Origin of the sequence: Streptomyces sp. DH12 (assembly GCF_020873895.1) — a bacterium.
GTDB lineage: Bacteria > Actinomycetota > Actinomycetes > Streptomycetales > Streptomycetaceae > Streptomyces.
On sequence record NZ_JAHWGT010000035.1, the window covers coordinates 1 to 24,265 of the forward strand.

The 24,265-nt window shown below is 68.1% G+C and carries 15 protein-coding genes and 1 pseudogene; 7 read left to right on the forward strand and 9 right to left on the reverse strand.

Translation table 11 applies throughout. The features are described from left to right. Positions 1-369: 369 nt before the first annotated feature. Positions 370-6,003 (forward strand): MobF family relaxase, encoded by a 5,634-nt coding sequence (mobF, locus tag LPA54_RS26330; protein ID WP_228982126.1) that lies wholly within the window; start codon positions 370-372, stop codon positions 6,001-6,003. A 76-nt stretch (positions 6,004-6,079) separates the two neighbouring features. Here mobF and LPA54_RS26335 read toward each other — a convergent pair whose 3' ends face one another. The 8 genes from LPA54_RS26335 to LPA54_RS26370 all read right to left on the reverse strand — a co-directional run bounded on the left by LPA54_RS26335 (position 6,080) and on the right by LPA54_RS26370 (position 15,280). Further along, complete coding sequence (locus LPA54_RS26335; RefSeq protein ID WP_228982128.1) at positions 6,080-6,544, reverse strand: hypothetical protein; 465 nt, start codon at positions 6,542-6,544, stop codon at positions 6,080-6,082. 109 nt (positions 6,545-6,653) lie between these two features. Further along, the gene (locus LPA54_RS26340; RefSeq protein ID WP_228982129.1) at positions 6,654-8,372 is read right to left on the reverse strand and encodes a type IV secretory system conjugative DNA transfer family protein; all 1,719 of its coding nucleotides are present in this window, start codon (positions 8,370-8,372) and stop codon (positions 6,654-6,656) included. A 1-nt stretch (position 8,373) separates the two neighbouring features. Continuing rightward, complete coding sequence (locus LPA54_RS26345) at positions 8,374-9,924, reverse strand: type VI secretion protein (protein WP_228982130.1); 1,551 nt, start codon at positions 9,922-9,924, stop codon at positions 8,374-8,376. Further along, positions 9,924-11,456 carry an SCO6880 family protein gene (locus tag LPA54_RS26350; protein ID WP_228982132.1) on the reverse strand — a complete coding sequence of 511 codons (1,533 nt, stop codon included), beginning with the start codon at positions 11,454-11,456 and terminating at the stop codon, positions 9,924-9,926. The genes LPA54_RS26345 and LPA54_RS26350 overlap by 1 nt, the downstream gene beginning before the upstream one ends. A gap of 3 nt (positions 11,457-11,459) precedes the next feature. Continuing rightward, entirely contained in the window at positions 11,460-13,490 is a 2,031-nt protein-coding gene (locus tag LPA54_RS26355) for a hypothetical protein (RefSeq protein WP_228982138.1), read from the reverse strand. Positions 13,491-13,518: 28 nt separating this feature from the next. After that, complete coding sequence (locus LPA54_RS26360; protein ID WP_228982141.1) at positions 13,519-14,088, reverse strand: hypothetical protein; 570 nt, start codon at positions 14,086-14,088, stop codon at positions 13,519-13,521. A 200-nt stretch (positions 14,089-14,288) separates the two neighbouring features. After that, positions 14,289-14,660 carry a hypothetical protein gene (locus LPA54_RS26365; RefSeq protein ID WP_228982142.1) on the reverse strand — a complete coding sequence of 124 codons (372 nt, stop codon included), beginning with the start codon at positions 14,658-14,660 and terminating at the stop codon, positions 14,289-14,291. Next, positions 14,657-15,280, reverse strand: a complete 624-nt coding sequence (locus LPA54_RS26370; protein WP_228982144.1) for a hypothetical protein — start codon at positions 15,278-15,280, stop codon at positions 14,657-14,659. The genes LPA54_RS26365 and LPA54_RS26370 overlap by 4 nt, the downstream gene beginning before the upstream one ends. 632 nt (positions 15,281-15,912) lie before the next feature. Between LPA54_RS26370 and LPA54_RS26375 the strand changes: the two genes are divergently transcribed. The 6 genes and pseudogenes from LPA54_RS26375 to LPA54_RS26400 all read left to right on the forward strand — a co-directional run bounded on the left by LPA54_RS26375 (position 15,913) and on the right by LPA54_RS26400 (position 22,496). Further along, positions 15,913-17,007 carry a peptidoglycan DD-metalloendopeptidase family protein gene (locus LPA54_RS26375; protein ID WP_228982147.1) on the forward strand — a complete coding sequence of 365 codons (1,095 nt, stop codon included), beginning with the start codon at positions 15,913-15,915 and terminating at the stop codon, positions 17,005-17,007. Between the two features lie 37 nt (positions 17,008-17,044). Beyond that, positions 17,045-17,701 carry a hypothetical protein gene (locus LPA54_RS26380; RefSeq protein ID WP_228982148.1) on the forward strand — a complete coding sequence of 219 codons (657 nt, stop codon included), beginning with the start codon at positions 17,045-17,047 and terminating at the stop codon, positions 17,699-17,701. A gap of 1,074 nt (positions 17,702-18,775) precedes the next feature. After that, positions 18,776-19,126, forward strand: a pseudogene (locus LPA54_RS42715) (nucleoside 2-deoxyribosyltransferase domain-containing protein); the annotation flags it as partial. Between the two features lie 97 nt (positions 19,127-19,223). Continuing rightward, on the forward strand, positions 19,224-19,460 hold the full coding sequence (locus LPA54_RS26390) for a hypothetical protein (RefSeq protein WP_228982150.1): 237 nt from the start codon (positions 19,224-19,226) through the stop codon (positions 19,458-19,460). 709 nt (positions 19,461-20,169) lie between these two features. Beyond that, the gene (locus LPA54_RS26395) at positions 20,170-21,345 is read left to right on the forward strand and encodes a ParA family protein (protein WP_228982153.1); all 1,176 of its coding nucleotides are present in this window, start codon (positions 20,170-20,172) and stop codon (positions 21,343-21,345) included. Next, positions 21,342-22,496 (forward strand): ParB/RepB/Spo0J family partition protein, encoded by a 1,155-nt coding sequence (locus tag LPA54_RS26400; protein WP_228982155.1) that lies wholly within the window; start codon positions 21,342-21,344, stop codon positions 22,494-22,496. The genes LPA54_RS26395 and LPA54_RS26400 overlap by 4 nt, the downstream gene beginning before the upstream one ends. A gap of 536 nt (positions 22,497-23,032) precedes the next feature. On the opposite strand, the gene LPA54_RS26405 is transcribed toward LPA54_RS26400, so the two are convergent. Then, positions 23,033-23,767 (reverse strand): hypothetical protein, encoded by a 735-nt coding sequence (locus tag LPA54_RS26405; RefSeq protein WP_228982157.1) that lies wholly within the window; start codon positions 23,765-23,767, stop codon positions 23,033-23,035. Between the last annotated feature and the right edge of the window lie 498 nt (positions 23,768-24,265).

Sequence of the window (24,265 nt, forward strand, 5' to 3'; positions counted from 1 at the left end):
GGCGGGCCCGGTGCAGGGGCGGCGGGGATGCGGTGGCCCTCTGCGCCGACCACAGTGGTGAACCCGCAGGCTCAAGACGGGGCCGCGAGTGGGTCCCGGCTTCAGAGTTGTCCCCAGGTCCGGATGCCTCTACGGCTTTCCACAGCCATGCTCGGTGAGCCTGACTGTGGAAAGCCGCCACACATGCGTGTGTGGCGAGATGATCTTGTAGCGCTTCGCCGTCCAGCCATCGTGATCGTCGCAAGCTCCTCCACATCTGTCTGAACGCGCGACGCGCTACAAGATCATCTCTCCACACCTCATGCACTACGATTGTACCAGGTATTGTATTAGCTCCTAAGTCGTTCCGGAGCGGGTAAGATCCACTGCATGATGACCGTCCACAAGCTCAGCGCTGGGGACGGCTATGCCTACTACATCCGCGAGACTGCCAGCGCCGACCAGGTTCGTGAAGCAGGCCAGGAGCTTGGCGATTACTACGCTGCTTCAGGCAACCCTCCTGGGATCTGGATGGGCTCCGGGATCGAGCTTCTGGGCGTTTCCGGTGTGGTCTCCGAAGAGCAGATGCGAGCCCTGTTCGGCGAAGGGCTGCACCCCGATGCAGACCGCATCATCGCTGAGCGCATCGCGGCTGGCGCTACCGCGAAGCAGGCAGTGAAGGCAGCCCGAATGGGCCGTGCATACATGCAGTTCAATGATGCCGAGACGGTCTTCGGGAAGCGCTTCAAGGAGGAGCTTGAGCGCCATGCTCGTACCGAGAGCCGTGCGGCCACCGCAGCCGAGCGGGCAGCGATGCGCGGCAAGGTCGGGGCTGTTCTCTTCCGGGAGGAGTACGGGCGAAGCCCCGAGTCGAAGGAGGAGCTCGGCAAGTTCATCAAGCAGCAGGAGGGGACGAAGTCTAGGAATGCGGTAGCAGGTTTCGACCTCGTCTTCTCCGCGCCCAAGAGCGTGTCAGTGCTCTGGGCACTGGGTGATGAGCAGCTGCGAAAGACGGTCGAGCAGGCTCACTTGCAGGCCATCAGCGACACGGTGCAGTGGCTCGAACAGAACGCCACCATGACGCGTACTGGGGTCAGCGGTATCGCCCAGGAGGATGTGCACCGCGGCCTGATCGCCACTCGGTTCCGGCACTTCGACAACAGGCACTCGGAGCCGATGCTGCATGACCACGTCGTGGTCAGTAACAAGGTCATGGGCCTGGACGGCAAGTGGAGAACCCTCGACGGTGCACTGCTGTACGCGCAGAACGTGCCGGCTTCCGAGCTGTACAACCAGCGGGTCGTCGAGGAGGTCTGCGCCCGCCTTGATCTGCGCGCCGAGCCCCGTGAGGTGACACCCGGGAAGCGACCCGTGATGGAGATCGCCGGGGTCGGATACGACCTGATCGAGGCTCACTCCGGGCGCTCAATGTCCATCAAGGAGCGGACCGCCGAGCTGGTCGAGCAGTACCGGCAGAAGCACGGCTACGAGCCGTCCCAGAAGACTCTGATTGCGCTGACCCAGCAGGCGACTCTCGACACTCGAACCGAGAAGCAGGCGGCCCGTCCTCTGGCGGAGATGCGCGCCGACTGGCGCCGCAGCGCCGTCGAGAAGTTCGGCATCCAGAGAGTGGATGGCCTGCTCGAAGACGCCAGGGCCGCAGCCGCAACCAACCGGCCGCACCCAGCTGCTCTGGCACGTATAGACATCGAGAAGGCCGCCCGGGAAGTCCTCACCACAGTGGACGACTACCGCAGTGTCTGGGGGCGGCGGCAAGTCCTCGCCGAGGCACGGCGCTGGGTCATGACCGCCACCAAGGGCACCGTCATGGGCGGTGATCTGGCCGACCGGATCACCGAGCGAGTGCTGAACGTGGAGGCCATCAACATCACTCCTGCGGACCTCAATCCGCGCTTTGAACCGCTCACCCGCGCCGACGGTTCGAGCATCTACCGGCGGCTTGAAACCGAGCTGTTCACCAGCACAGCGGTCCTCGCGGCGGAGGACAGGATCGTCGCGGCAGCCCGTACCAGCGTCATTCCGGCTGTCTCCGTCCCCACCTACAAGCGGGTGGAAGAGGCGTACCAGCAGGCGAACCCCACCAGGCAGCTCGACGCCGGCCAGCGCGCCCTGGCCCAGGCCTTTGCGACCGGTGAGAAGCTTGTCATCGCCGGTATCGGACCGGCCGGTGCGGGCAAGACCACCGCGATGAAGGTGGCCGCGGACGCGGTCCGTGCGGCCGGTGGACGCGTCATCGGACTGGGGCCCTCCGCGCGTGCCGCGAGCGAACTGTCCAGCGGTATCGAAGCACCGGCGTACGTCCTCCACGAGTGGCTTGGCGCGCGCGAGCGACACCGCCAGGGGCAGCGTCTGCGGCCCGAGTTCGAGCTGGGCCCAGGCGATCTGATCATCATCGACGAGGCGGGGATGGCGGGCAGTAAGCGCATCGCCGGGGTCGTCGCCGAGGCACAGGAAGCCGGAGCTGTCGTCCGGCTGATCGGTGACCCCGCGCAGCTCGCCTCCGTCGAATCCGGTGGCGCTCTGCGCCTGCTGGCCAACTCGGTGCCGGTTGTCGAGCTGGAGACTGTTCACCGCTTCCGCGCCGCCGGCGAAGCGGCCGCGTCCCTCATGCTCCGTAACGGAGAACCTGAGAAGGCGTGGGCCTGGTACATCGATAACGGGCGGATCGTCGCGGGCACCCGCGAGCAGATGCAGGCGCAGATCTTCGCGGACTGGCAGCGGGACTCCGATGCGGGCAAGTCGGCCATGATGATGGCCGACGACCGGGCCACCGTGAGCGAGCTGAACGCCCTCGCCCAGGCGTACAGGATGGGCGCCGGTCAGCTCGACCGCAGCCAGACCGCGGACCTTCACGACGGCCTCCAGGCCCACCGTGGCGACCTCATCGTCACCCGCGACAATGACCGCCGCAACGTCGTCCGAGGCGGCAAGGACTTCGTCAAGAACGGTGACCAGTGGGTCGTCGAACGCATCACCGACGAGGGCGACCTGGTTGTCCGTCACGCCGATCACGGTGGCCGCACCTTGCTGGCGGCGGACTATGTCGAGCGGTTCGTCGAGCTCGGTTACGCCTCCACCGGACACCGCGGGCAGGGTGCCACGGTGGCCACCGGCAGCGGCCTGGTCACCCGGCGAACCACCCGTGAGGGCGCCTACGTGCAGCTCACGCGTGGCCGCGAGAAGAACAGGCTGTACGTCATCGTCGAAGAAGGCCAGACGATGCACGACGTGCTGGAGTCGATCGCCCGCAACGTCCAGGCGTCGCTGTCGGCCACCGAGTCCATTCAGGCCGAGCAGGAGCGCGCCTGGGGCATCCCGCAGCTGTCCGCCGAGTACACCGACGTGCACGACCGCGCGCTGTCGCTGCGCTATCAGTCCATGGCCCGCAACGTCCTGCACTACGACGCCGAGGCACTCATCGCGTCCGAGGGCTGGCGGCGGAGCGTGGAGGGCGCCCTTCGACGTGCCGAAGCTGCGGGCTTCACCCCGGAACGCATCCTCAAGAGCGCCTTCTTCGAGCGGGACTTCCAGGACGCAGAAGACCGGGCAGACGTGTTGGGCTGGCGCATTGACCGCCAGGTCGCAGAGGCCCGGCGCAAGATGGCCGAGCTGTCCGCGAGCGCATCGAGCCGTCCGCTCGCCGACCTGACCGATACGCAGCTCGACCGGCTCGCCGAGCGGGCCGGAGAGCGCCGCCGTCAGGCACTGGACTCCCTGCGCCAGGCCGACGCTCGCGTGGCCAGCCAGCCGCGCACTCTGGTCGTGGAGGGCCTGCCTGTGCCGGCCTGGCCCGGTCGTACGTACGGCGACCTCACCACCAGCGAACTCTCCCAGGCCATCGCCGAGGCCCGGCGAGAGGGCCGCACGGCCGCCGCGCAGATCGCGTACGCCCAGCAGGAACAGCGTGAACTGAAGGCCCAAGTGCTCAGGGCGACCGTCCGGGCCCGTGAAGGCGACCCGCGCGCCGTGGAGTGGCTGCGCACCGCCGGGCATGAACACAGGCTGACCGTCGAGCTGGGGACAGTGGCCGAGCAGGCCCGCAGCGACGAGCGCGCCGCCGTCGAGCGGCTGATGGCGCTGCGCCGTGAGCAGCGTCTGCGCGCCGAGATGCCCTGGGTGGACCGCGCCCGCGAGGAGTGGCAGCGCGAGCCCGGGCCGGCCGCGGCCCACACCGCTGGCATGGACGGCGCGAGCGTGGCGACGGAGATGCGGGCGAACCTGCTGGAGCTGGAGGAAGCCAAGCAGCGGCTCCAGCGTGCCGAGGTTGTCGACCAGCGCGTCAAGGCCGAACAACGGCTGCGCGTGATGCTTCCCGACGCCACCGCGCCCGTTCCCGACTTCACCGCCGCAGTGCCCGAGTGGCTCGCCGCCCGGGCGGCCGAGCGCGACCAGCACACCCCGGCCGCCTGGATCGAGCATCTGCGCGCCCGGCGTGAGGTGATCGAGCAGCGGCTGATCATGACGGGCCAGATCCTCGCGGACGAGCCGCCTCGCTGGGCCCAGGCTCTTGGGCCGGTGCCCGAGGGTGGCTCCGAACTGCGCGCGGAGTGGGAGAGGACCGCTGCTCTCGCCGACGCATGGCGCGAGCAGCGCCGCGTGCCGGGCACCGAGCCGGGCATCGGTCCGCGCCCGGCGCGTGACGAGGACGCTGCCGCATGGGAAGCACTGCGCGGCCAGGTGGCTGAGGTGGGGCGCCGCTCACGTGCCACCCAGGTCGCAGCGCGCCGTGGTGAGGAGCTGGCCGCGGCCGGCGCCTTCCAGCAGGCACCGACTCGTCGGGACGAGACCGAGCCGCTGGCCCTGGCCGTCGACCAGCGAGCGGAGAGCACCCCGACCCGAGAGGAGGAGGTCGAGGCCGAACAGGAGGTCGCTGCCGAGGAGAACGCGATGACGACGCTCACTGCCGAGCAGGACGTCGAGGTCTTCGTCGAGACCCCGCCGATCACCGAGGAAGTCGCGCGGGAGATCGAGCACCCCGAGCCTGAGCCGGAACTGGCTGTAGACCTTGACCAGGGCCGCGACGCTCAGAGCGCCGAGCCCGTTGACCGGCGGGACGAGCGCGGCGAGGACGTCGACCGTGTTCTGCCGGAAAGCCGCGACATCGTCGAGGAACAGGACCGTACGGAAGCGGTGGCAGCGGAGGCCCCGGCTGTTCGTGCTGAGGAGCCGGACGCCCGCAAGGCGGGCAAGCAGGCCGGTGAGGTCGAGCCCGCGAGCGAGGCCCGTCCCTACGCTGACCTCCCCGATGCGGACCTGTCCGAGACGCTGGCGTACTACGTGGAGGCCGCCGCGTCGGCTCAGGAGCACGCTGCGGCCCAGCAGGCCAAGGCCGCAGAGCTGGTCGCCGCTTTGGAGCCTGGCGGCGCCGTGGAGCGGAGCGTGGACGAACGCGCTGCCCGCGTGCAGGCGATCCAGGATCTGCGAGCGGCGGCGACCCGGGTCAGCGAGCTGGATACCCGCCAGGACCGGCAGCAGCGCGCCGCCGCAGCGATCGAGCAGCAGCTGGCGGAGACCGGCCGGTTCGGCCGTCCCGCCGTCCGCGGGGATGACCGCACGCAGCTGGAGGAGCGGCTGCTGAACCTTCGCGCCGAAGCTGAGACCACGCGCGAGCAGCTTGTCGCCGCCCGCCAGCAGCAGGAAACGAATGCCCAGAAGGCCGGGAACCCCGCTGAGCACGATGAGGTCCTGGCTTCCTGGCAGCGCAGCGGCGGCTCTCGTGAAGAAGTGCTGGAGCGCACCCGGGCGGTGCGTCAGCGCCGGGCCGACGCGGCTGTGGCTCAGGCGTCTGCGGCACGCGGTGAGGTGACGCAGCTGGACAAGGCGGCCGCGGCGGTGCGCAAGGAGCTCAACCACCGGGATGCCCAGCCGTACGAACAGCGGGTGGCGGACGAGGCCCGACGGATCCAGGTGCAGCAGGCGGCAGCCCTTCAGCAGCAGGCGCAGCAGTCGGCTCAGCAGCCCGGTCGGGAGGATCAGCAGAATCGCAGCGGGCCCAAGCGATAGGGACCGGCACAAGAACAGAGGGCGGGCCCGGAGTGATCCGGGCCCGCCCTCTGGTTGTGCCTCTGCGGCGGTCGCGTCAGGCGTTCTTGGCGGTGCCGGCTTCCTTGGCTTTCGCCTTCGCCGCGTCCTCCACGCGCTTCGCTTTCGCCATCCGGCCGACCTGCTCCTTCGCCGGATGGGAACGAGGCGAGTCGAGGAACGGGCGGTCCGCCTCGCCGAGCCACTGGTCGAAGGCCTCCGCCATAGAGTAGGGCTGAGGCGGCGGGTCGATGTGCTTGGTCTGGCAGCTCGCACTGTTCAGGCGGGGGAGCAGGGCGTACAGCTCCTTGATCCAGTCGAGCTCAGCGCGGGTGCTCAGCTTGGTCGGATCACCCGCGTAGGTGCGGACCCAGCCGATGAAGACGGCGCTGAAGTGCTCGATGAGCCGGGGGTGCCGGTACCAGCAGCGGGCTACCTGGCCGCGCAGATCGAATGTCTCCACGAGCCAGTCGACCCACGTCACCAGTTCCTCAAGGCGCTGCTCGCGGTCTGCCGGGTCCATGTCGGCCCACACCCAGCGCTGAGGAGCGTCCGGCTGCTCTTCGGGCGGATCCTCGGGTGTCTCTTGTGCGGCGACTTCCTCCCAAGCCGCCTGGATGGTGTCGGTGTCCTCAGCCAACGGGGGCCTCCAAGGCAGTAGGGACGTCGTCCTTCGACAGGGAGACCGAACCGGCCGGACGGGCCAGCCATGCCTTCAGATCGGCATCGCGATAGGTCAGGCGCATGTTGACGCGCAGGGGCCGCTCGTTGAAGTACACGGCGATGGCCGTGAGCTTCGGGATCTCACGCAGCTCGTGCACGGGCACCAGGTCGGTCTCCACGACGCTCGTCGATGTGGAGGCCCGACCGGAGCCGCCGGAGGAGAGGGAGGTGCGCTCCGCGTGTTCCTTGCCGAGCAGGTAGTTGAAGTAGCGGATCGTGTCATCGTCGGCGAGCCCCGGCAGGAGCATCCGAAGGTGGGACGCCGACACCACCGTCTTGGCGCCCTCGGATCCCACCCGCGAAGCCAGCTGAGACAGGTCGTGCCAGATCGTCATCAGCGCGATGCCCATGCCGCGGCCGGTGGTGAGGATGGTCGGCAGCTTGGGATACCGCAATACGTTGCCCGCTTCATCGACGAACAGCCCCAGGGCGCGGCTGAGGGGCTCACCGGTCTGCTCGAACCGGTTCTCGCCGGCGTGAATGACGGACGCGATGATCGACGTGAAGAGGGGGGCGAAGCGCTCCGCGTTGGTGGGCGAGGCGACGAGGATGATCGTGCCGTTGCCGTCCAGGACCTGCTCGGCGGTGAAGTCCGTGGAGGCGGAGACGTCCCGGATCTGCTGGGACCGGTAGACGGCTGCGATGACGTTCAAGGTGAACTGCACGCTGCCGGCGCCGTCCTTGTGCAGCTGGAGCCACGGCTGGGCGTAGTCGAGAGCGACTTCCGGGTACGTCGGTTCGAGGATTGCCCGGACGTGGTCGACGGCGTCGCGGCCTAGGGCGAGCCACTCGCGGAAGCGGTTGATGCCGCCACCGGAGAGGTTCGCGGCCAGCAGCAGCCCGGCCAGGATGGCGCGGGCCTGTGCGATCCACGGTTCGGCCCGCGGGTCGTATGCCTTTTGGGCAGCCTCCGCCATCCACTCGGCCATACGCTCCGCCGACTCAGGATCGGTCGCGTAGTCCACCGGCGACCAGTGGTGGGTCTGTACACCGGGGAGGCCGGCCGGTGCGATCACGTATACCGGCCCGAGGGCCTGGCGGCTGGCGTAGATGGCCTTGAGGTCGGCGGCCTTGGTCGTGGTGATCACGGCTGGGCCCTGCCATTCGGCGGCGTTGCCCAGGAGGAGACCGGTCGTTTTGGCGCTGCCGGGCGGGCCGAAGGCGACCACCGACGCGGCACGCTCGGTGACGGCCAGGATCTTGTTTGTCAGCTGCCCGCGCCCGGCCGTCATCCGGTCCGGACGCTCCTCCGGCTTCTCGGGTGCGGCCATCACCTTCTCGGTCTTCTTGCCGCCCCACTTGGCGCCGCCGCTGTCCTTGCGGCCGCCGAAGCGGATCACGAGGGCGACGACGGCGGTGACGAGGAGAGAGGCCAGCAGCACGACGAAGATCCAGAAGAGCCAGCCGGGAGGAGCGGGCTCGTAGGCGGAGCCGGGGCCCGAGACGACCGACCAGACGACCGTCTCGGGCAGGCTCCGGGTGGGCGCGGGCCATCCGTTCCCAGAGAGGAGACCGGCCAGCTGGGCGGCCACGAGCACGACGGCGCTGAGCCCGAGGACTGCACCCAGGCCTACAGCCGCGAGCCATGTGCCGTCGTCGAGCCCGCCGGCGCTGTCCTGCTTCGCCATGTCACATCACCATTCGTTCGTCGGTTTCGAACAGGCGCTTCTCTGTTCTGGACAGGAGCAGCTGAACGGCGTGGCTTCCACCCGCGCGGCCGACTTTCCACAGGGCCCGGCCTCTCTGCCCGGCGCCCCAGCCGCCGATCAGGGCGCATTCGGCCTCGGTGAGACCGATGGCCTCCTTGGTAAGGCTCAGCGGTTTGGTGTCCTGGGCCAGCTGGATCCTGGTGTCACATTTGGCGATCAGTTCCTTGGCGATGGCGGACGCTTCCTCGCCCGCAGCGCCGAGGGCCTCGAAGTCGGCGAGCGAGTGGGTAGCCAGGAGCTGGATGGTGCCGGACGCTCGGCTGAGGCGGAGGTCCGCGTCGATTTTCCTGACCATCGCGGCGCCGCCGCTCTGGATCTGGCGCCACATCTCGTCGCGCACGACGATCCACGGCCGTCCGGGACGGTCGATCGCGGCCTGTGCCCATGACGAGACGCATGTCAGGACCATGGCTACCGTCTCGTCGCCGTAGTGCTGGAGGGACGCGATGTCGATCGACTGAATCGGCGCCTCCCAGTCCAGCTGAACGCTGGTCTGCTCGTCGAACAGACCGCCCAGATGGCCGTGGATCATGGTGCCTAGGGCGGCCCTGATGGGAGCCATGTGCTCCCGGGCCGTCTGCACGTCGTCGCCGCGCACGCGAAGCTCCCGGGCCATGGCCTCAGAGGGGTCCTTGAGCTTCGCGTAGACCATCGGGAGGGTCGGTGTTGTGAGGGTGCTCTGGCCATACAGCTCCCCGGTGACCTCCCTCACCGCGATGTCCAGGCACTCCTCTTCCTGCGGGATGAGGAATCGTTTCAGCTGGAGTTCGAGCAACGCCTTCAGCAGGGTGAGCCGACGGCGGTGGATCTCCTTCAGGCGTGCCGTCAGCTCCGCCGGGTTCGAGATCTTGTCGAGGTCCGCGCCCAGCGGGCCGGCGTCCAGAGGATTGAGCCGACCCGACAGGCCGGGACCGAGCCGAACCGGTTCCACGCCCAGGTGCTCGCAGAGCTGGGCGTACTCGCCTTTGACGTCACCGGCGATCAGCATCCGCATCCCCAGGACCATCAACCGGAAGCCGAGCGCCTTGATATGCGCGGACTTCCCGGAGCCCGGTACGCCGGTGATCATGATGTTTGGGTTGGTGGTCAGGCCTTCCTTCACCCAGCCCGAGGGGTGGGCGCTGAAGGCCTGCATGGTCATGGTGTCCCAGCCGATGTACACCCCGATGGGCGGGAGGCTGGCCCCGTGAAGGAAGGGGAAGACTCCCGCCGCCGCTCCGGTATGGGCGCGGAACGCCTCCGCCTTCACGGGCGAGGCAGCGCGGCCGGCGTAGGGCTTGTTCCACCCGAGCCTGGGGGCGACCCGCATCACGGTGGTGGGGTCTTCGAGCAGTCGGGAGCGCCGCAACTCGCGGCCACTGAGCTGCGGTCCGGCCGGAGGCTGGCTCTGGTCCAGGTCGAGCAGCTCGCTGAGCGGAGCCGCTTCGAGCACGGTGTCTTCGCGTCGGCGGCGCAGGGGGAACAGGGCCATCAGAAGATCCTCCGCTCGGGAAGGCCGATGGCCAGGGGGAGCGCCGCCGCGGCGAACCCGGCGTCCATTCCGCCCCACATCCGGCGCACCTCGATGCCGGCGGCCGACGCGTCTGCCTGAAGCTCGGCACACGCCGTCTCCAGCTGCTCGTAGTCGGTGACCGTCACCGCGATCAGCCCGGTGAAGCGGGCCACGCCATGACCTGCCGCCCGCGCGCGGTCCTGCTCCCGAGCGGTCACAGCCTCGCGACGCTCGTCCTCGCTCTCGGCCCGGCCGGTTTTCGCCCTGACCTTGCGTGCCGTGTCGCGCTTGGTCTTCTCCTTCGCCAGTTCCCGTCGAGCCAAGGACGGCCCGATCGGCTCGAAGACCAGCGAGAGGCTGCGACGCGCGTTCTGTCGGGGCCGGAGCAACGGCTGCATGAACGTCGCGAAGACCTCGCTCTGAGGCCAGTTACGCACCTGGTAGGAGACGGTGTACGCGCCGTCGTGCCGGTAGACGCTCCATCCCGTCTCAGCCGCCGACGGACCGGCCAGGGCCGGGTCGACGCCCGAGGGGGTGCCCTGCCAGTCGGCGTCCCTGGCTGCGGCGTTACGGTCGGCGAACTCAAGCTGGGAGTGAGGGTCGTAGGCGGTACGGATGACCTGTGCCACCTTGCGGGGAGTCAGCCACTCGGTGACCTGGAGGCCCGCCGAGCTCAAGGATCCCTGCATGGCGTGGAGCTCGCGTACCAGCACCGCGGCGGCACCGATCTGACCACCGCCCGCGCCCTTGATGGCCAGGCGCGCACGACTGGCCGACAGAGATATCGCGAGGTAGGTCTCCCGGATCGTCGCCACGGGGCCGGCCGTCATCATCAGTTCGGCCAGGGACTCCCTCGCGACGGCCGGGGCCTCCTCGACGGTGTGCCGTGCGGTGAACGCCCGCAGAGCCGCTCCGTCATCGGGCAGCGACCGCTGATGCACCGCGATACGGACGATGGGGGAGTCCTCTTTGCACTGGGAGCGGAGGAAGGCGGCCCATCCGCCCACGCGCGCGTTCTGACGCTCGTTGTCAATGAGAGCCAAGCCTGGGAAGGTCACGCGCGCGACCGCTGTGTAGGTGTTGGCGGTCGGGTCGAACACGACGCCGAGCTGGCCGCCCTGGCCGTCGGCGGCATCGAGAATACGCAGCCGGGCCAGCGGGCCCGGCAGATCCATCGGCTGGTCGCCGGTCTTGGGGTTGCGGGGCGCGAAAGCGCCCGAGAGGAACAGGTTCTTCTTCGTCGCCACGGAGATCTGGTGCCTTACTGCGAGGAGGAGCCACTCGTCAGCCGTCAGTCCCAGTACCCGCCCGTAGGCGAGGGCCAGGAGGAGCGCGGACAGGGGCAGAGCGATCAGGAGTGCTGACCAGCTGCGCTGGTATATCGGCGCCAGCGAGATGACGGCGGCCGTCGCCACCAGCGCGAATCCGACACCCGAGAGGTTGCCGATGACGCCCATGCGCTCGGCCTGCCAGCCGCCGTATGTGGCGGGTCGTTCAGAGGTGGTGGACATCGGTCAGCTCCCTTCGGTGTCGGGCTCGGGTTCTCGGGGACGGGGCCCGTTCCAGTTGGCAGCGCCCGGATCGATTGCGGACGGCTCGGGTGCGAGCGCCGGAGTGCCGGGGGATGGTGCCCGCGCAGGCGCCGGTGTGAGCGGGGGCGAACCAGCGGCAGGTGCCGATCCGCTGTCCCATGACGTCGCTGGTGGTCCCGCCTCACCTGCTGGTGCCGGCTCGGGAGCCGGGATACTGTCACTGCCTTCGTCGCCTGCTGCGGGCATCCCCAGCCGCTCCGGTTCGCTTTCCTGAGCGCCGCCTGAGCGGCGGGGTGGGACTACGACGTGGCGGCCGCCGCTTGCGGCAGGGCCGAGACCCGCATGCGCTGCGGTGCTCTGGCCCGTGGATTCGAGGGTGTCCTTGCCGACCGCTGCAACCTGGAACCCGAGTCCGACCGGCCCGGCGACCGCACCGCCGAACGACTTCACACTGGCTGAGGCCTTGCCCCAGAAGCTCCCACCGCTGGCACCGTTGGATCCGCTGGTGGCGACGCTCGTGTTGTCGTCCTCCAGAGCCCGGGTGTAGCCAGCGCCCCCGCCGACGACGCCCGCCCCGCTGGGGGCAGGCTGGTAGCCGCCGAACGCGCTGGATAGGGAACTGCCGACCGAGCTGATGATGCCGCTGGCTGCGGAGTTGCCGTCACCGTTGCTGGTGAAGATCATGAACCGCGCCAGGACGGGCCAGGCGATCCCGGCCAGCACGAAGACCATGAAACCCACGAGGACGTTCCTTACACCGCTCGCGTCGGTCATGGCGCCGAAGCCGATCCCGAAGCACATCACGATGACCGGCTTCGCGAGGATGGTGGCGATCAGGGCGTTGCGCGCCTTGGGCCACCAGTCGCGAGTGGAGTCCGCCATCTGACCGGCCAGCACGATCGGCATGGAGACGACCAGGATCATGATGGCCGCTTGGCGCATCATCATCTCCACCCACAGGGCGGCGATGGCCAGGATGCACAGGATGCCGATCACGATGACCACGCCGACGGCACTGGCCAGGAACCCGGAACCGCCGACCATCGCGCCGCCCGCGGCCGCAGCGGAGCCGCCAACGGTCAGGCCGGAGAATAGCTTCCCCAGCTGCGTGGACATCGCCTTCTGCGCATCACGTTCGCCGGAGCCGCCCCCTTCGAATGTGTAATTGATGATCCAGGTGGACAGCTCGTCGGACCAGTCCAGTGCGACTTGCGTCGCCGTGGTGTACACCGCGAGGATCGCGGCCCACTTCACGAGCCCTGATGCCGCAGTGACGAACGGACCGCCGTCCTGGCTTATGGCGACCTTCCCGGACTGGATGATCAGCAGGAACGCCGCGATAACCACCGAGAGGGAGAGCGAGATGCCCAGCATGTTGCTGATGCCGGTGTCGACCAGGTCGATCGTCGACCAGGAGTTGAAGGCGTTGGCGAAAGCCTCCAGCAGCCACACCACGGATTCGCCGATGTACCGGGCGGCTTCCTTGAGAGCGTCGGACGCCATTTCGGAGATCTTGCCGCCGACCCAGTCCAGGGGCGTCGTGGCTGGCTGCGCGAAGATGTCGGCGTGGTCTCGGTTGCCTAGGTGGAGGCACAGCTTGAAGGGCTTGTGCTCCTTCTTGACACACTTGGTCAGGTACTCAAGCTGTTTCTGGTAGTCACCACCGGAGCCGTCCTTCTTGGCGCTCTTCTGCCACTTGGCGAGTGCCTCCTCTTCGAACTTTTGCTTCTCCTCCTTGGAACAGGCGTCACTCGCCATACCGTCGGGGGCTTCGCAGATCCTTGGGGTGCCCGGCTTCTCGCCGGCCACGAGGTTGCAGCCGTCATGCTCGTCGAGGATGCAGTAGTTGCCCTCCGCGGTGAGGCCCCATGCCTGCCCCCCCTCTTCCCACGCCTTCGGCGGGTCTTTGGGCGGTCCCCAGTTGACGACCTTGGCGTTGGCGGGGACGTCGTCGTCTGCGTAGACGGCGGGCGCTCCCGCGCTGCTGACTCCCAAGGTGAGCAGCAGCGCCAAGACCAGGAAGAGCCCGCGGGTAAGACAGTTAGTGCGCATGGTCTACCCGCAGCCAACCGTCCTTGCGAGCTGGCACGCTGTTGGGGTCGTAGGTGACCGGGAAGGTGCGCAGCTGGACGTACTGGGGCTCCTCCGTGAGGCGCCACTCACCGTTCTGCCACTTCATGATGACGTCGATCGCCTGGTCCTTGAGCGGATCGTCATCGCCGCCGCCCGCCGGCTTGGTGCCGTATCGGTCGTACTCCAGCCAGATCTGCACCACGCTGCCGTCCTTCGTCAAGGAGGTGCCCCTGACGGCTTTGACGACGGTGGTGAAGGTGACCCCAGCGGGCGCGGGTCCCGACGGGGGCAGGCCTACGCCTTCACGGATGCGGCGGACCTCGCTGACCTGTTTGTCGATGGTCTGGGGCGAGTCTGGTGAGACGAGTACCTGGAGCTGCCGGCGTGCCATGGCGTCATCGAGCCAGGCGTATTCCTCCCAGTAGGCGACGGCCGCCGAGATGGCGCCCATGCCGTTCTTCGGGAAGCCGAGGGGGGCGCCCTCCTGGCTCTTCGTGGGCTTCAGCAGCGGTACGGCGCGAGCCTTACCCGGCGTCATGCGTATCTGCCCGCCGGTGGCCGCCGAGGCGGAAGGCGCGGGTGGGTGGGCAGAGGGCCTCCCTCCGACTGGGGTGGTGGAGTCGTCCGTCAGGACGCTCACCGCGAGGTAGCCGCCAGCAGTGAGGATGCCTACCGTGAACACGGCGATGCCGACCAGCCGCGCCTGGGCGCGACGGGCTTTGCGGTCGTGGGTGTCCATCAGTTTCCGCCGCCCTTAGCGGCGTTGTAGAACAGCATGACGAGGCTGCTGGCGACAGCGAGGCCCATGCCTCCGACCAGGCTCCAGGTCACGGACTGCTTGCCGCGGGTGGCGAGGCCGGCGCGTTCGGTGGTGTGACCGAAACCGATCATGGACCACCCGAGAAGCTGACCCAGGACGGCGAGGGCGATGCCGATCCCGGCAGCCCAGGCGAGGACCTGTCCGGTGATGCTTTTCAGAGCGTCGGGCAGGGCCGGGGTGAACGCGGGGATGATGCCACCGTCACCACCGCCCTTCTTGTCATCCCCTTCGGCTGCAAGGAGGACGTGGTCGACCGGCAGGCTGTTGAGGGCCTCGATTATCTGGCTCATGCGGGTACCTCTGCGTGAGTGGACTGATGGGCTGTTCGGTGGTGCGTTTGCTCGGGCGAGCGGTTGTACGGGGCGGGCTGTTCTGCGGTGCCCAGGGACGCGCCCCATGTCGTCTGGGCGGTCTGGAAGACGGCGCGCGCCAACGCGGCTGCCGCATGGGTGGTGCGTGGACGCAGCCGGGTCATTTCCCGCAAGCCGACAGTTCGCAGGGCAGAGTCGTACGGGATGGGAACGACGGCGGCCACGCGCGGCGCCAGCATCGTCGAAGCGGCCTTGACCACGGGGGGCTGGCGGTCGTTGGCCTGATCGACCAGCGCAATGACCAGGCGTTTCAGCGGAAAGCTTTCAGCTTCCAACGCATGGACCGCCTGTTGCATTGCGTGCACTCCGACGCCGGTTGCAGCGGCGCAGAGGATCGGCACCGCGAACGGGAGTGAGGACCAAGCGGCAGTGATGCCGCCGGTACCCCGGCTCCGAGCGGAGACGATGTCGTGAGTGATCGGGTGTGCTGTGTCAGCCACGACGGTCCGCCAGCCGCCGAGCGCTGAGAGCTGGTACCAGGCTGCTGGATCGCTTGGGAGGGTGAGGGGCGGCGCGGCCCAGTCTTGATGGTCGGTCAAGACCTGCCATGTGGGCAGCGGTGGGCTTCCGCAGTAAGCGGCGGCCGCAAGCACATCGCTACGACGGAGGGGCTGGTCCGGCGGTATGGAGGCGAGGCCCCGGCCACGCTCGGTGCACCAGGCCGACCATGGCGAGACGAGCCGCAGTCCCAGATCCAGGACAACCGCTGGTCCGGCCGAAGCCATGGCGCTGGCCACCAGGCCTGCCACGGTGGACCGTCCGCTGCCGCCGGTGCCCGGCCCCATGACCGGCACCACCAGGCGGGCGCCGTCCGGCAGAGGCGGGACGGCGGGCTGGTCCTTCCTAGCCATTCATCCCCCGTAACGCAATCGAATTTACGGACGCTAACGCTCAAGTCCGCAGGCTTGGACGTGAGTCTAACTTCGCCTACATGGTTCTATTGAGGCTCGTGCGACGTGATGTCGGGCAAGTTGCCATCATGGCGGCCCGATTGATGAAACTTCGCCCCAATTAGCCGTAAATCAACCCGAGTTGCGGCGCAGATTTGTAAGCGCTGTGTCACAGCGGCCTTCTTGTCGGCGCAACGATCAAGGAGGCTGTGTCCGGGAGGAGCCACGCGCAGCGCCCCTTAGAGAACGGGGGCGACACCAGAAACGGGGGAGTGGTCTCGATGAGTCTGAAGAAGGGCATATCCGTTGCGGCAGGCGTTGGATTCGGCGTCCCGCTGGTCTTCGGTGTCGGCATCGTGTTCGCCGCCTCCGGTGGAGAGGGCGGAGGCGGCGGAGATGGAGCTGGTGGCACGGTCGTGGCCGGCGGCAAACTCCGAATCGGAGATGGCTATGTGCCTGCCAAGTACGCCGGCCTGATTGAGAAGGCCGCCGCGGACTGCGACCAGGGCCTATCGCCGGGGATCCTCGCGGCTCAGATCCAGGCGGAGAGCAACTTCAGGCCCGACGCCACGTCATACGAGTACAAAAGGGACGCGAGCGGTGTCACCGTCAGGACTCCTCTCGCTAAGGGCATATCGCAGTTCATTGACTCCACCTGGGCTTCCCAGGGCATCGACGGCAACGGCGACGGGATCAAAAACGTGCGGGACCCCGAAGACGCGATTCCGTCACAGGGCCGCATGATGTGCAACCTCGTCAAGAAGGCAAAGAGGTACCCGCACTACAAAGGCAGCCCCATCGAGCTGGCTCTGTCCGGCTACAACGCGGGCTGGGGCTGGGTGGACTACTACAAGGGTGTCCCTCCCGAACGCTTCGCCAAGGGCCAGACGCACCACTACGTCAGGAGCATCATGGCCAACGCATCGAAGCTGACCATGCCGGACGCTGATGGCGGCAAGCTCTCATCAGCAGGTTGGACACTGCCAGTCAATGGGGTACTCGGGACTCCGTACCGGCAGAAAGGCTCCGCCTGGTCGAGCGGGTACCACACCGGCATCGACTTCCCCGTACCGACGGGTACCGAGATCAGGGCCGCAGGACCGGGGGTCGTTCATTCCGCGGGCTGGGCCGGCGCGTACGGAAACGAGGTCGTCATCAAGCACGATGACGGCAAGTACAGCCAGTACGCCCACATGGCAGGTACACCCCTGGTCAAGGCCGGCCAGAAGGTCGAGGGTGGGCAGCAGATCGGCGTGTCCGGCGAGTCCGGCAACACCTTCGGACCACACCTGCACTTTGAGGTGCGTACCGGACCCGGCTACGGATCCGACATCAGCCCGATCGCCTACCTCCGTACCAGAGGCGTGAACGTCTGACCGCCCAGCGGGTCCTATTCCAAGCACGAGGAGCACCATGCAGAACGAGCCGCTCTACCAGCCGTGGGGCCGCGTAAGCGCCACGTTTTGGGATCGTCCCGGTAGCCTCGTCGACGTCCAACCGAGAAGCACACGCGTGCCGACGACGACAGTGCAAGTGCCCAAGGCGGCGCCAAAGCCCGAGCACTCGCCCGGGGACGCAACCGAACTAACTGCCGCGAACACTGCGCCAGACATACCGGAGGCATACCGAGACGGCATCCTGTTCGTGACCTCCACCTTCTCGTCGAAGGACCCCGAGACACTCCAGCGTGCCGTAGTGGAGGCTGAACGGCTCAATGAGGCGATGACGGCCGAATACGGGGAGCGAGACGTACGCACAATCAGTGTCCGCGAGATGAGGGGGTGGTTGGCGCACCTGATGGGACACAATGCTGTCGCCGCCGCCTGGTACTTGCACACTGCGGGATTGCTCTCGGCGCTCCTTGGCAATGGTGATCAGCGCACACGCGACTCAGCGAGGAGGGGCGTCACTACGTGGCTCGCCATCACCGATCCTTCAGCAGCCGCATCCCTCGCGCCCGCGGTCCTGGCGATGGCCGTCGCCATCGACGGTGAAGGCAGCAAGGTTGTGCAGTTGCTCCGGCAGAGGATGAAGAGCGCGGTCTCCTCCCGCGACGCGCTGGCCAGCTGACAGCCGCCCACCTCCCGTCAGCCGTGGGGTTTCCTTCCCATCGGGTGGCGGCTCTGGTCCACGGGCCCGCTGCCCGTAGACCAGGGCCGCCAGGCCTGTGGTCGTCACCAGCTCCCGTACACGCCGGTCATCCCCGCGCTGACGGGACCGGCTGGCGGCAGAGCTCACGAGACACGCGCTGCCAGCAGTAGCTCGGCGAACGCATCCCCGTCTCAACGAACGCAGTCGATCCCGAACTCCTGACCAGCGCGACGAACTTCGTTGAGACAGCCGCCTTCGGAGCGAAGTCGCTGCCGGCGGCCCTCCAGCCTGCGACGACTCAGTGCGCTGAGACGAACCGCGGTCGACTCGGTTCGCTGAGACGGGACACGCGCGCATGCTGGACCTGGATTGAGCAGCACCGGCTCGCGTTGTTCATTACGGCGTAATGCCGTCGGCGCCCGGGGTCCTGGCTCGGTGTACCGCGCGGGTCCGGCGTCGTGCCCCAGATGCACGTCGTTCTCACGTCCCTGGGCCTCCTCGTGGCCGGGCTGAACCCATAGGGCACGACGGAACGACTCGTCGGGACTCGCCCCTCGGGGCCAAGCCCCCCTCCTGTCGGCGTGGTCGACGGTGCGGTGTCGCGCTTGTGCTCACGGTGGACGGCGAAGCGGCGACATAGCCGGGGTATCGCCGGACCCGGTCGGGCACCTGGTTGGGTGCTGCTCATTACGGCGTAATACGGCGCCCAACGGCCTCAGCCGCGCCGCGCTGGGGGTGCGGGCAGCAAGCACCGATACCGCCAGCCCCCGGGCGCCTCAGCATGGGTCAGACAGACACACGCGCTGATTGCTCGTTCCAGATTTCCCTGTGCTCTGCGAGCGTCGTTCCGGTAGACGGGCCATCGGTCGGCCGCCGGTGCACAGCAGCCTGCTCACGCAGCTCAGAGCGAATCGCTTCCGCCGCCGCGTCCCAGACCCCGCTGCGCATCTCCAGAACCACCGCGGCCCGTCTCGGAGCGACAGCGATCAACGTACGTCGTATCGGTGACGGAGTGAGACATGAGATACGCGGAGTTGGTGAGGGTAGCCGGCCCAGTGGACCGGCACGCAGCCGCTCACCGTCCTGAGCCCCGAGTCCCGCGACGGCAAGCGCGCCGCCCGGTACGAGGACCAAGTCGACTGGGAGACCGCCGCCCGCGCCGCCGCCGGCGCGGTCCTCTTCTGGATTCCCCGCGACCTCACGACGCTTCCCGGCTTCACGACCAACGTCGAGTTCGGCCTCGACGTCGCCACCGGCCGCGCGGTCCTCGGCTGCCCGCCCGACTGCCCCAACCCCGAACGCAACAGGTACTTGATCTACGTCGCCCGCCGCCACGGTGTGCCCGTCTGCACCACCCTGTACGACACCACCGCCGCCGCCCTCGCACTCCTGGGCCACCGATAGAACCCGGTCGGGAGTGGGCTACTTCGGCAACCGAACGACATCCGACGTCCCGGCCTGCCACGCTTGCTCGACGATCAGAGAAAGGCAGCAACCCCCAATGAGCCAAGCCTCTTACACCGAATGCCCCCGCTGTGACGGGCCGATCGCGCAGTTCGACGGGGACCTCGGCGGCGGCTCCCGCATCGTCATCGAACGGGACGTGACGATCTGCGGGCCGTGCGCGGTCGACGAGGCCGTGAGGGATGCCGTGGGACTTCCCCCCGTCCCCTTCGACGAGTGGCCCACGTCGGGTGATCACCTCACGTGGGACGACGTCCCCAAGGTGTCCGGCTGAACCCTCCGACTGGAGCGCCCGCCCTCACCGCGAGGGCGGGCGCTCTGCGGTTTGGCCCTACGTGCAAGGCTCCTCCGCGACACACCGGAAGGGTTCTACCAGCCGTGCGCGATCAGCCCTCTGGACCACCGACGTCGCCCCGCTCTACCCGTACGCCGCCCGGCCCACGATCAGGGTGCCGCCCCTCCGCGAGTAGCGCCCACGCATCAACGCCCGGCCCTCGTTGAGAGCCGGGCGTTGATGCGTCGGTGGGGAGCGGTGCGGGCTTCGCGGTGCTCCCGCTCCCCAGGTGCCCGACCGGGTCCGGCGATACCCCGGCTATGTCGCCGCTTCGCCGTCCACCGTGAGCACAAGCGCGACACCGCACCGTCGACCACGCCGACAGGAGGGGGGCTTGGCCCCGAGGGGCGAGTCCCGACGAGTCGTTCCGTCGTGCCCTATGGGTTCAGCCCGGCCACGAGGAGGCCCAGGGACGTGAGAACGACGTGCATCTGGGGCACGACGCCGGACCCGCGCGGTACACCGAGCCAGGACCCCGGGCGCCGACGGCATTACGCCGTAATGAACAGTGAGAGCCGGGGTGCTGCTCAATCCAGGTCACAGCATGCGCCGCATTACGCCGTAATGAGAGAGCATCCGTCCAGGTGAAGTCGTGCGAAAGACGCACCCGGAGGGGTCATATCCCCTGCGGAGTCAGTAAAGTGACTTCATGGCATCACCATACCCTCAGGGAGACCGGGAAAAGGTAGCGTCGAAGCTGCCGACCACTCTCCGACAAGAGCTGAAAATCCGGGCAGCCGAGTACAGCCTGGACATCCAGGACGCCGTCACTGCGGCCGTCACCAACTGGCGCCAGAACCCGGCTACAGGAAGCGTCGACACCACCGGCGCCGACTCCTTCAGCACCTGGCTGCCCGCAGGCATGTACGAGGACTTCAAGGAGACGTGCACCGAACGCGGCATCTCGTACGTCCAGGGCCTCGCCCAGGCCATCCGCCGCTGGCTGGACGCCAACCCCTCCCCCGCCAGCCGGCCCGCGGGCGGCATCCCCGAGCGAAAGATCGTCTGCAACCAGAAGGGCGGCGTCGGCAAGACCGCCATCGCCGCCGGCATCGCCCAGGCATACGCCGAAGCCGGCAAGCGCGTCCTCCTCGTCGACTACGACCCGCAAGGCCACCTCTCCGACCAGCTCGGCATCGCCCAGATCGAGCCCGGACACGACAGCCTCGTCTCCCACATGTGCGGCGAGAGCGACCAGGATCTGCGCGACCTCCTCGTCACCCTCGACGGCGAGCAGTACGGCAAGCGCCTGGACATCCTCCCCTCCTGCTTCGACGGCTTCCTACTCGACGCGAAGGTCGCCATCAAGGCCGCCCAGGCACGCGGCTACCAGAAGGAGTCCGCTCTCGAACGCGCGCTGTCCCCCATCGAGAACGACTACGACGTCGTCGTCATCGACTGCCCCCCGAGCCTGGGCATCGCCATGGACGCCGCACTCCACTACGGACGACGCCGCCAAGGCGAAGCGGCCAAGAAGTCCGGCGTCATCATCCCGGTCCTCGCCGAGGACTCCTCCGCCACCGCGTACGGCATGCTCGCCGGCCAGATCCAAGACCTCTGCCTCGACCTCCAACTCGACATCGACTACATCGGTCTCGTCGTCAACCTCTACGACAGCCGCCGCGGCGTCATCGCCACCTCGTCGTTGCAGCAGTGGCGGGAGCTCGGCGAGCCCCCAGTCCTCGCCGTCATCGGCGACCTCAAGGAGCAGCGAGAGGCAGTCCGCATGCAGATGCCGCTCCTGACATACGCTCCCCGGTCGGATCAGGCCGAACTCATGCGGCAGATCGCCGGCGTGGCCCGTAAGAAGGGCGGCCGGAAATGAGCAAGGCGAAGGCCCTCGGCGCGTCCAACGCGTTCGAGGCCGCCCGCAGCGCGCGCTCCGCCCGCAGCGCCGCCTTCGACGCAGCCGTCGGCCGGACCGACACGGTCGTCACCAAGCTGCCGGTGACTGCCATCAGCCTGAACCCGGAGAACCCGCGCACCGACCTCGGCAACCTCACTGAACTCGCGGGAAGCCTCCGCGACCACGGGCAGAAGACCGCGATCAGCATCATGAGCCGCGAGGCGTACCTCCAGGCCAACCCCGATCGGGAGGCGGACCTGGAGCCCGACACCACCTACGTGGTTGTTGACGGCAGCTCCCGACTCGCTGCGGCCCGCAAAGCCGGGCTGACCGAGATCAAGGTGATGCTCGACGACGAGCTGGGCGGCAACTCAGCCGAACTCCTCGAATCCGCGCTCGTCGCCAACATCCACCACCGCCAGCTCAGCCCCCTGGATGAAGCGCAGGCGCTCAAGAAGCTGCTCGACATCCACGGAACCCAAGACGCCCTCGCCCGGCACCTGCACCGCTCGCAGGGATGGGTCTCGCAGCGGCTCACGCTGCTGAACCTCACCCCCGAGCTCCAGGCACGCCTGGAGGCGGGAGAGGAGAAGGCGGAACTGCTGCGCCGGGTCGGCAACAAGAAGCCCGAGGAGCAGGAGCAGCACCTCGCCCGGCTGAAGGCGGAGGAGACCCGGAAGGCGGCCGCGAGGAAGACCGGCGCGGCTGCCGTGCCCTCGACGCAGCAGGTCAGTCCTGCACCTGACTCCCCCACCCTCCAGACGGCTCGGGCAGACGCCGATCATTACGGCGTAATGACACGGGACACCGCTGCATCGACCAGGCCCGCCGCCGACCTCCAGCCCAGCCCGCTTCACGTACCGGGACAGCAGATCCAACCGACAGCTTCCCAGCTCGTAGCGCAGGGTACGGCCGTGTCCGGCCCCGCACCTACGGTCGAGGTGTCACCGGATGACCCCGCAGAGGGTGCTGCTCGCCTGTTCACGGGCATGTCGCAAGAGCAGCGGGTGATCTTCCTCGCCCACTTCCTGATGCACATGAAGAAGGCGGGCGGGATCGAGGTGTCCATGGAGAAGGCCGGCGAGCTGGACTCAGCAGGAACCCTCCCATTCCGCGAGCTCCAGGCGTGACCGTACGGTCACGTCGTCCTGCCTGCCCCTCCCTGGTCCCCTTCGACCCGGCTCGGGTTGGCGAGGCAACGAAGGCGAGCCCGGCCGTGGCGAAACTGATTGCCGACAGGATCTACGCCACCGTGCAGGCGATGGACGCCTAGGAAGCCGTATCGCGCGATACAGGTCTGGACGCCCGGTGGGGCCCGGCACTTGGCCGGGCCCCACCACCTTCCCCTGGGCCCGGGCGTCGAAGTGGTACCTCCGGGTTGTCTTGGCTCGTGAGCCCCAGTGCCCGGAGTAATACTCCGCTGTCCGTTGTTGGGGGAGTCGGACGTCGTTACGGAGGGGGAGAGTTGGACGAGAGGGAGTTCGAGCGGGCCGTGACCCGCGGTGTGAGGCGCGCGCTCCAGGAGCACGAACGCCAGCGCGCCGATGCTGGGGCGCGATCATGCCTTACTGGGCTTCTGGTCATGGCCGCCTTCATGGTGGCCTTCATCCTGCTGGTGACCTATGGTTAACAGCTCTAATCCGGGCCTTGACCTCTAGGGACCTGGTTATAGGGCCCTGACGAGTGCGGCGGCAGTTTCCAGGGCCTGCCGCGCCTCGCCCGTGGTTGCCGGCGCCTGCTCGCTCCTCCTGGCGTACGCGAACGTCTCGCGGATCACTCCCCGCACGTACACCACCAGGTTGGCGCGCTCTGAAGCATCTCGTCGGTCGTCGACGACCTCAGCGAGCTGCTCCAACCAGAACCCATCGTCGTCAGGGTCGGTGTGGATCTCACCCGCCTCGTAGTGCTTCAGCAGGTTCCGCGCGGCCGCGTCCAGCTCGGCGTAGCGCGCTTCCCCTGACTCGATGAATCGTGCTTCCGCCAGCCGCGCTTCCATCGCTCGCCGGTCGATGAGGTCGGCGACCTGCGGCTGGCGTCGGTCGTCGGGCTGGCCCTTGACCGCAACGTACAACCTCTTGCGAAGGTTCATCGCGCTGCCGGGGTTCGGCTCCCCGTTCCGGTCGAGGTACTTGAGCTTGAGTGCCAACTCCTTCCATGAGGTGCCGCCGGCGCGGGCGTCGTCGATCGCGGAGAGCTGGAATGGATCTGCGGCACGGCGCAGCCATTCGGCCAGCTGCATCCGCAGCACCGCGGCCGCACGATACGCCTCACCCTTGAGCCGGTTGCCGTGTTCTTGGGCGAAGCTGAGCACGCCAAACAGCTCGCGGTCGCCGGGCCAGAGCTCTAGGTACTCCTCGTCGCTACTGGCGTCACGGTGCAGCTCGTACAGCCGGGCGGCCAACGCGTGCGGCGGCTCCTCGGGGGCCTGCCGCGCGGGGCGTGTTTCGCGGGCATTGGGTGGCGGCGTCTTGCGGGAGTGTCGCATCGTCTCTGACCTGCGCTTTCCTTTTAGCGGGTCGGGACATCCGTGTGGTGGTCACGTGCAGCCTATTAGCTGTTACGCGCCTATTCCTAGTAGGAAATGACCTCCTGAGGCTGGGGTAAATGCTCCCCAACGCCAGGTCTCAGGTGATGGATCCCATGAGACTGAGCACGGTACTTGTCGTCTGAGCACGACATCTGTCGTGCAACGCCTTGAACTGGGCAAACGCCCTGCTCAGGCCTGTAAGCCCGGCCACCTGAAGGGGGTTGACGACAAGTACAGTCAAGTCTCCCGACAGGTGTCGTGCCAGGTGCTGGCCACGGATCCGGCCGGTGGCACTGCGCCGGGCCTGGGTCAGCGCGGCGTGGAGTTGATGCCGGTAGGCACCGGGCTGGATCTGGGCGAGCCGGCCACGCC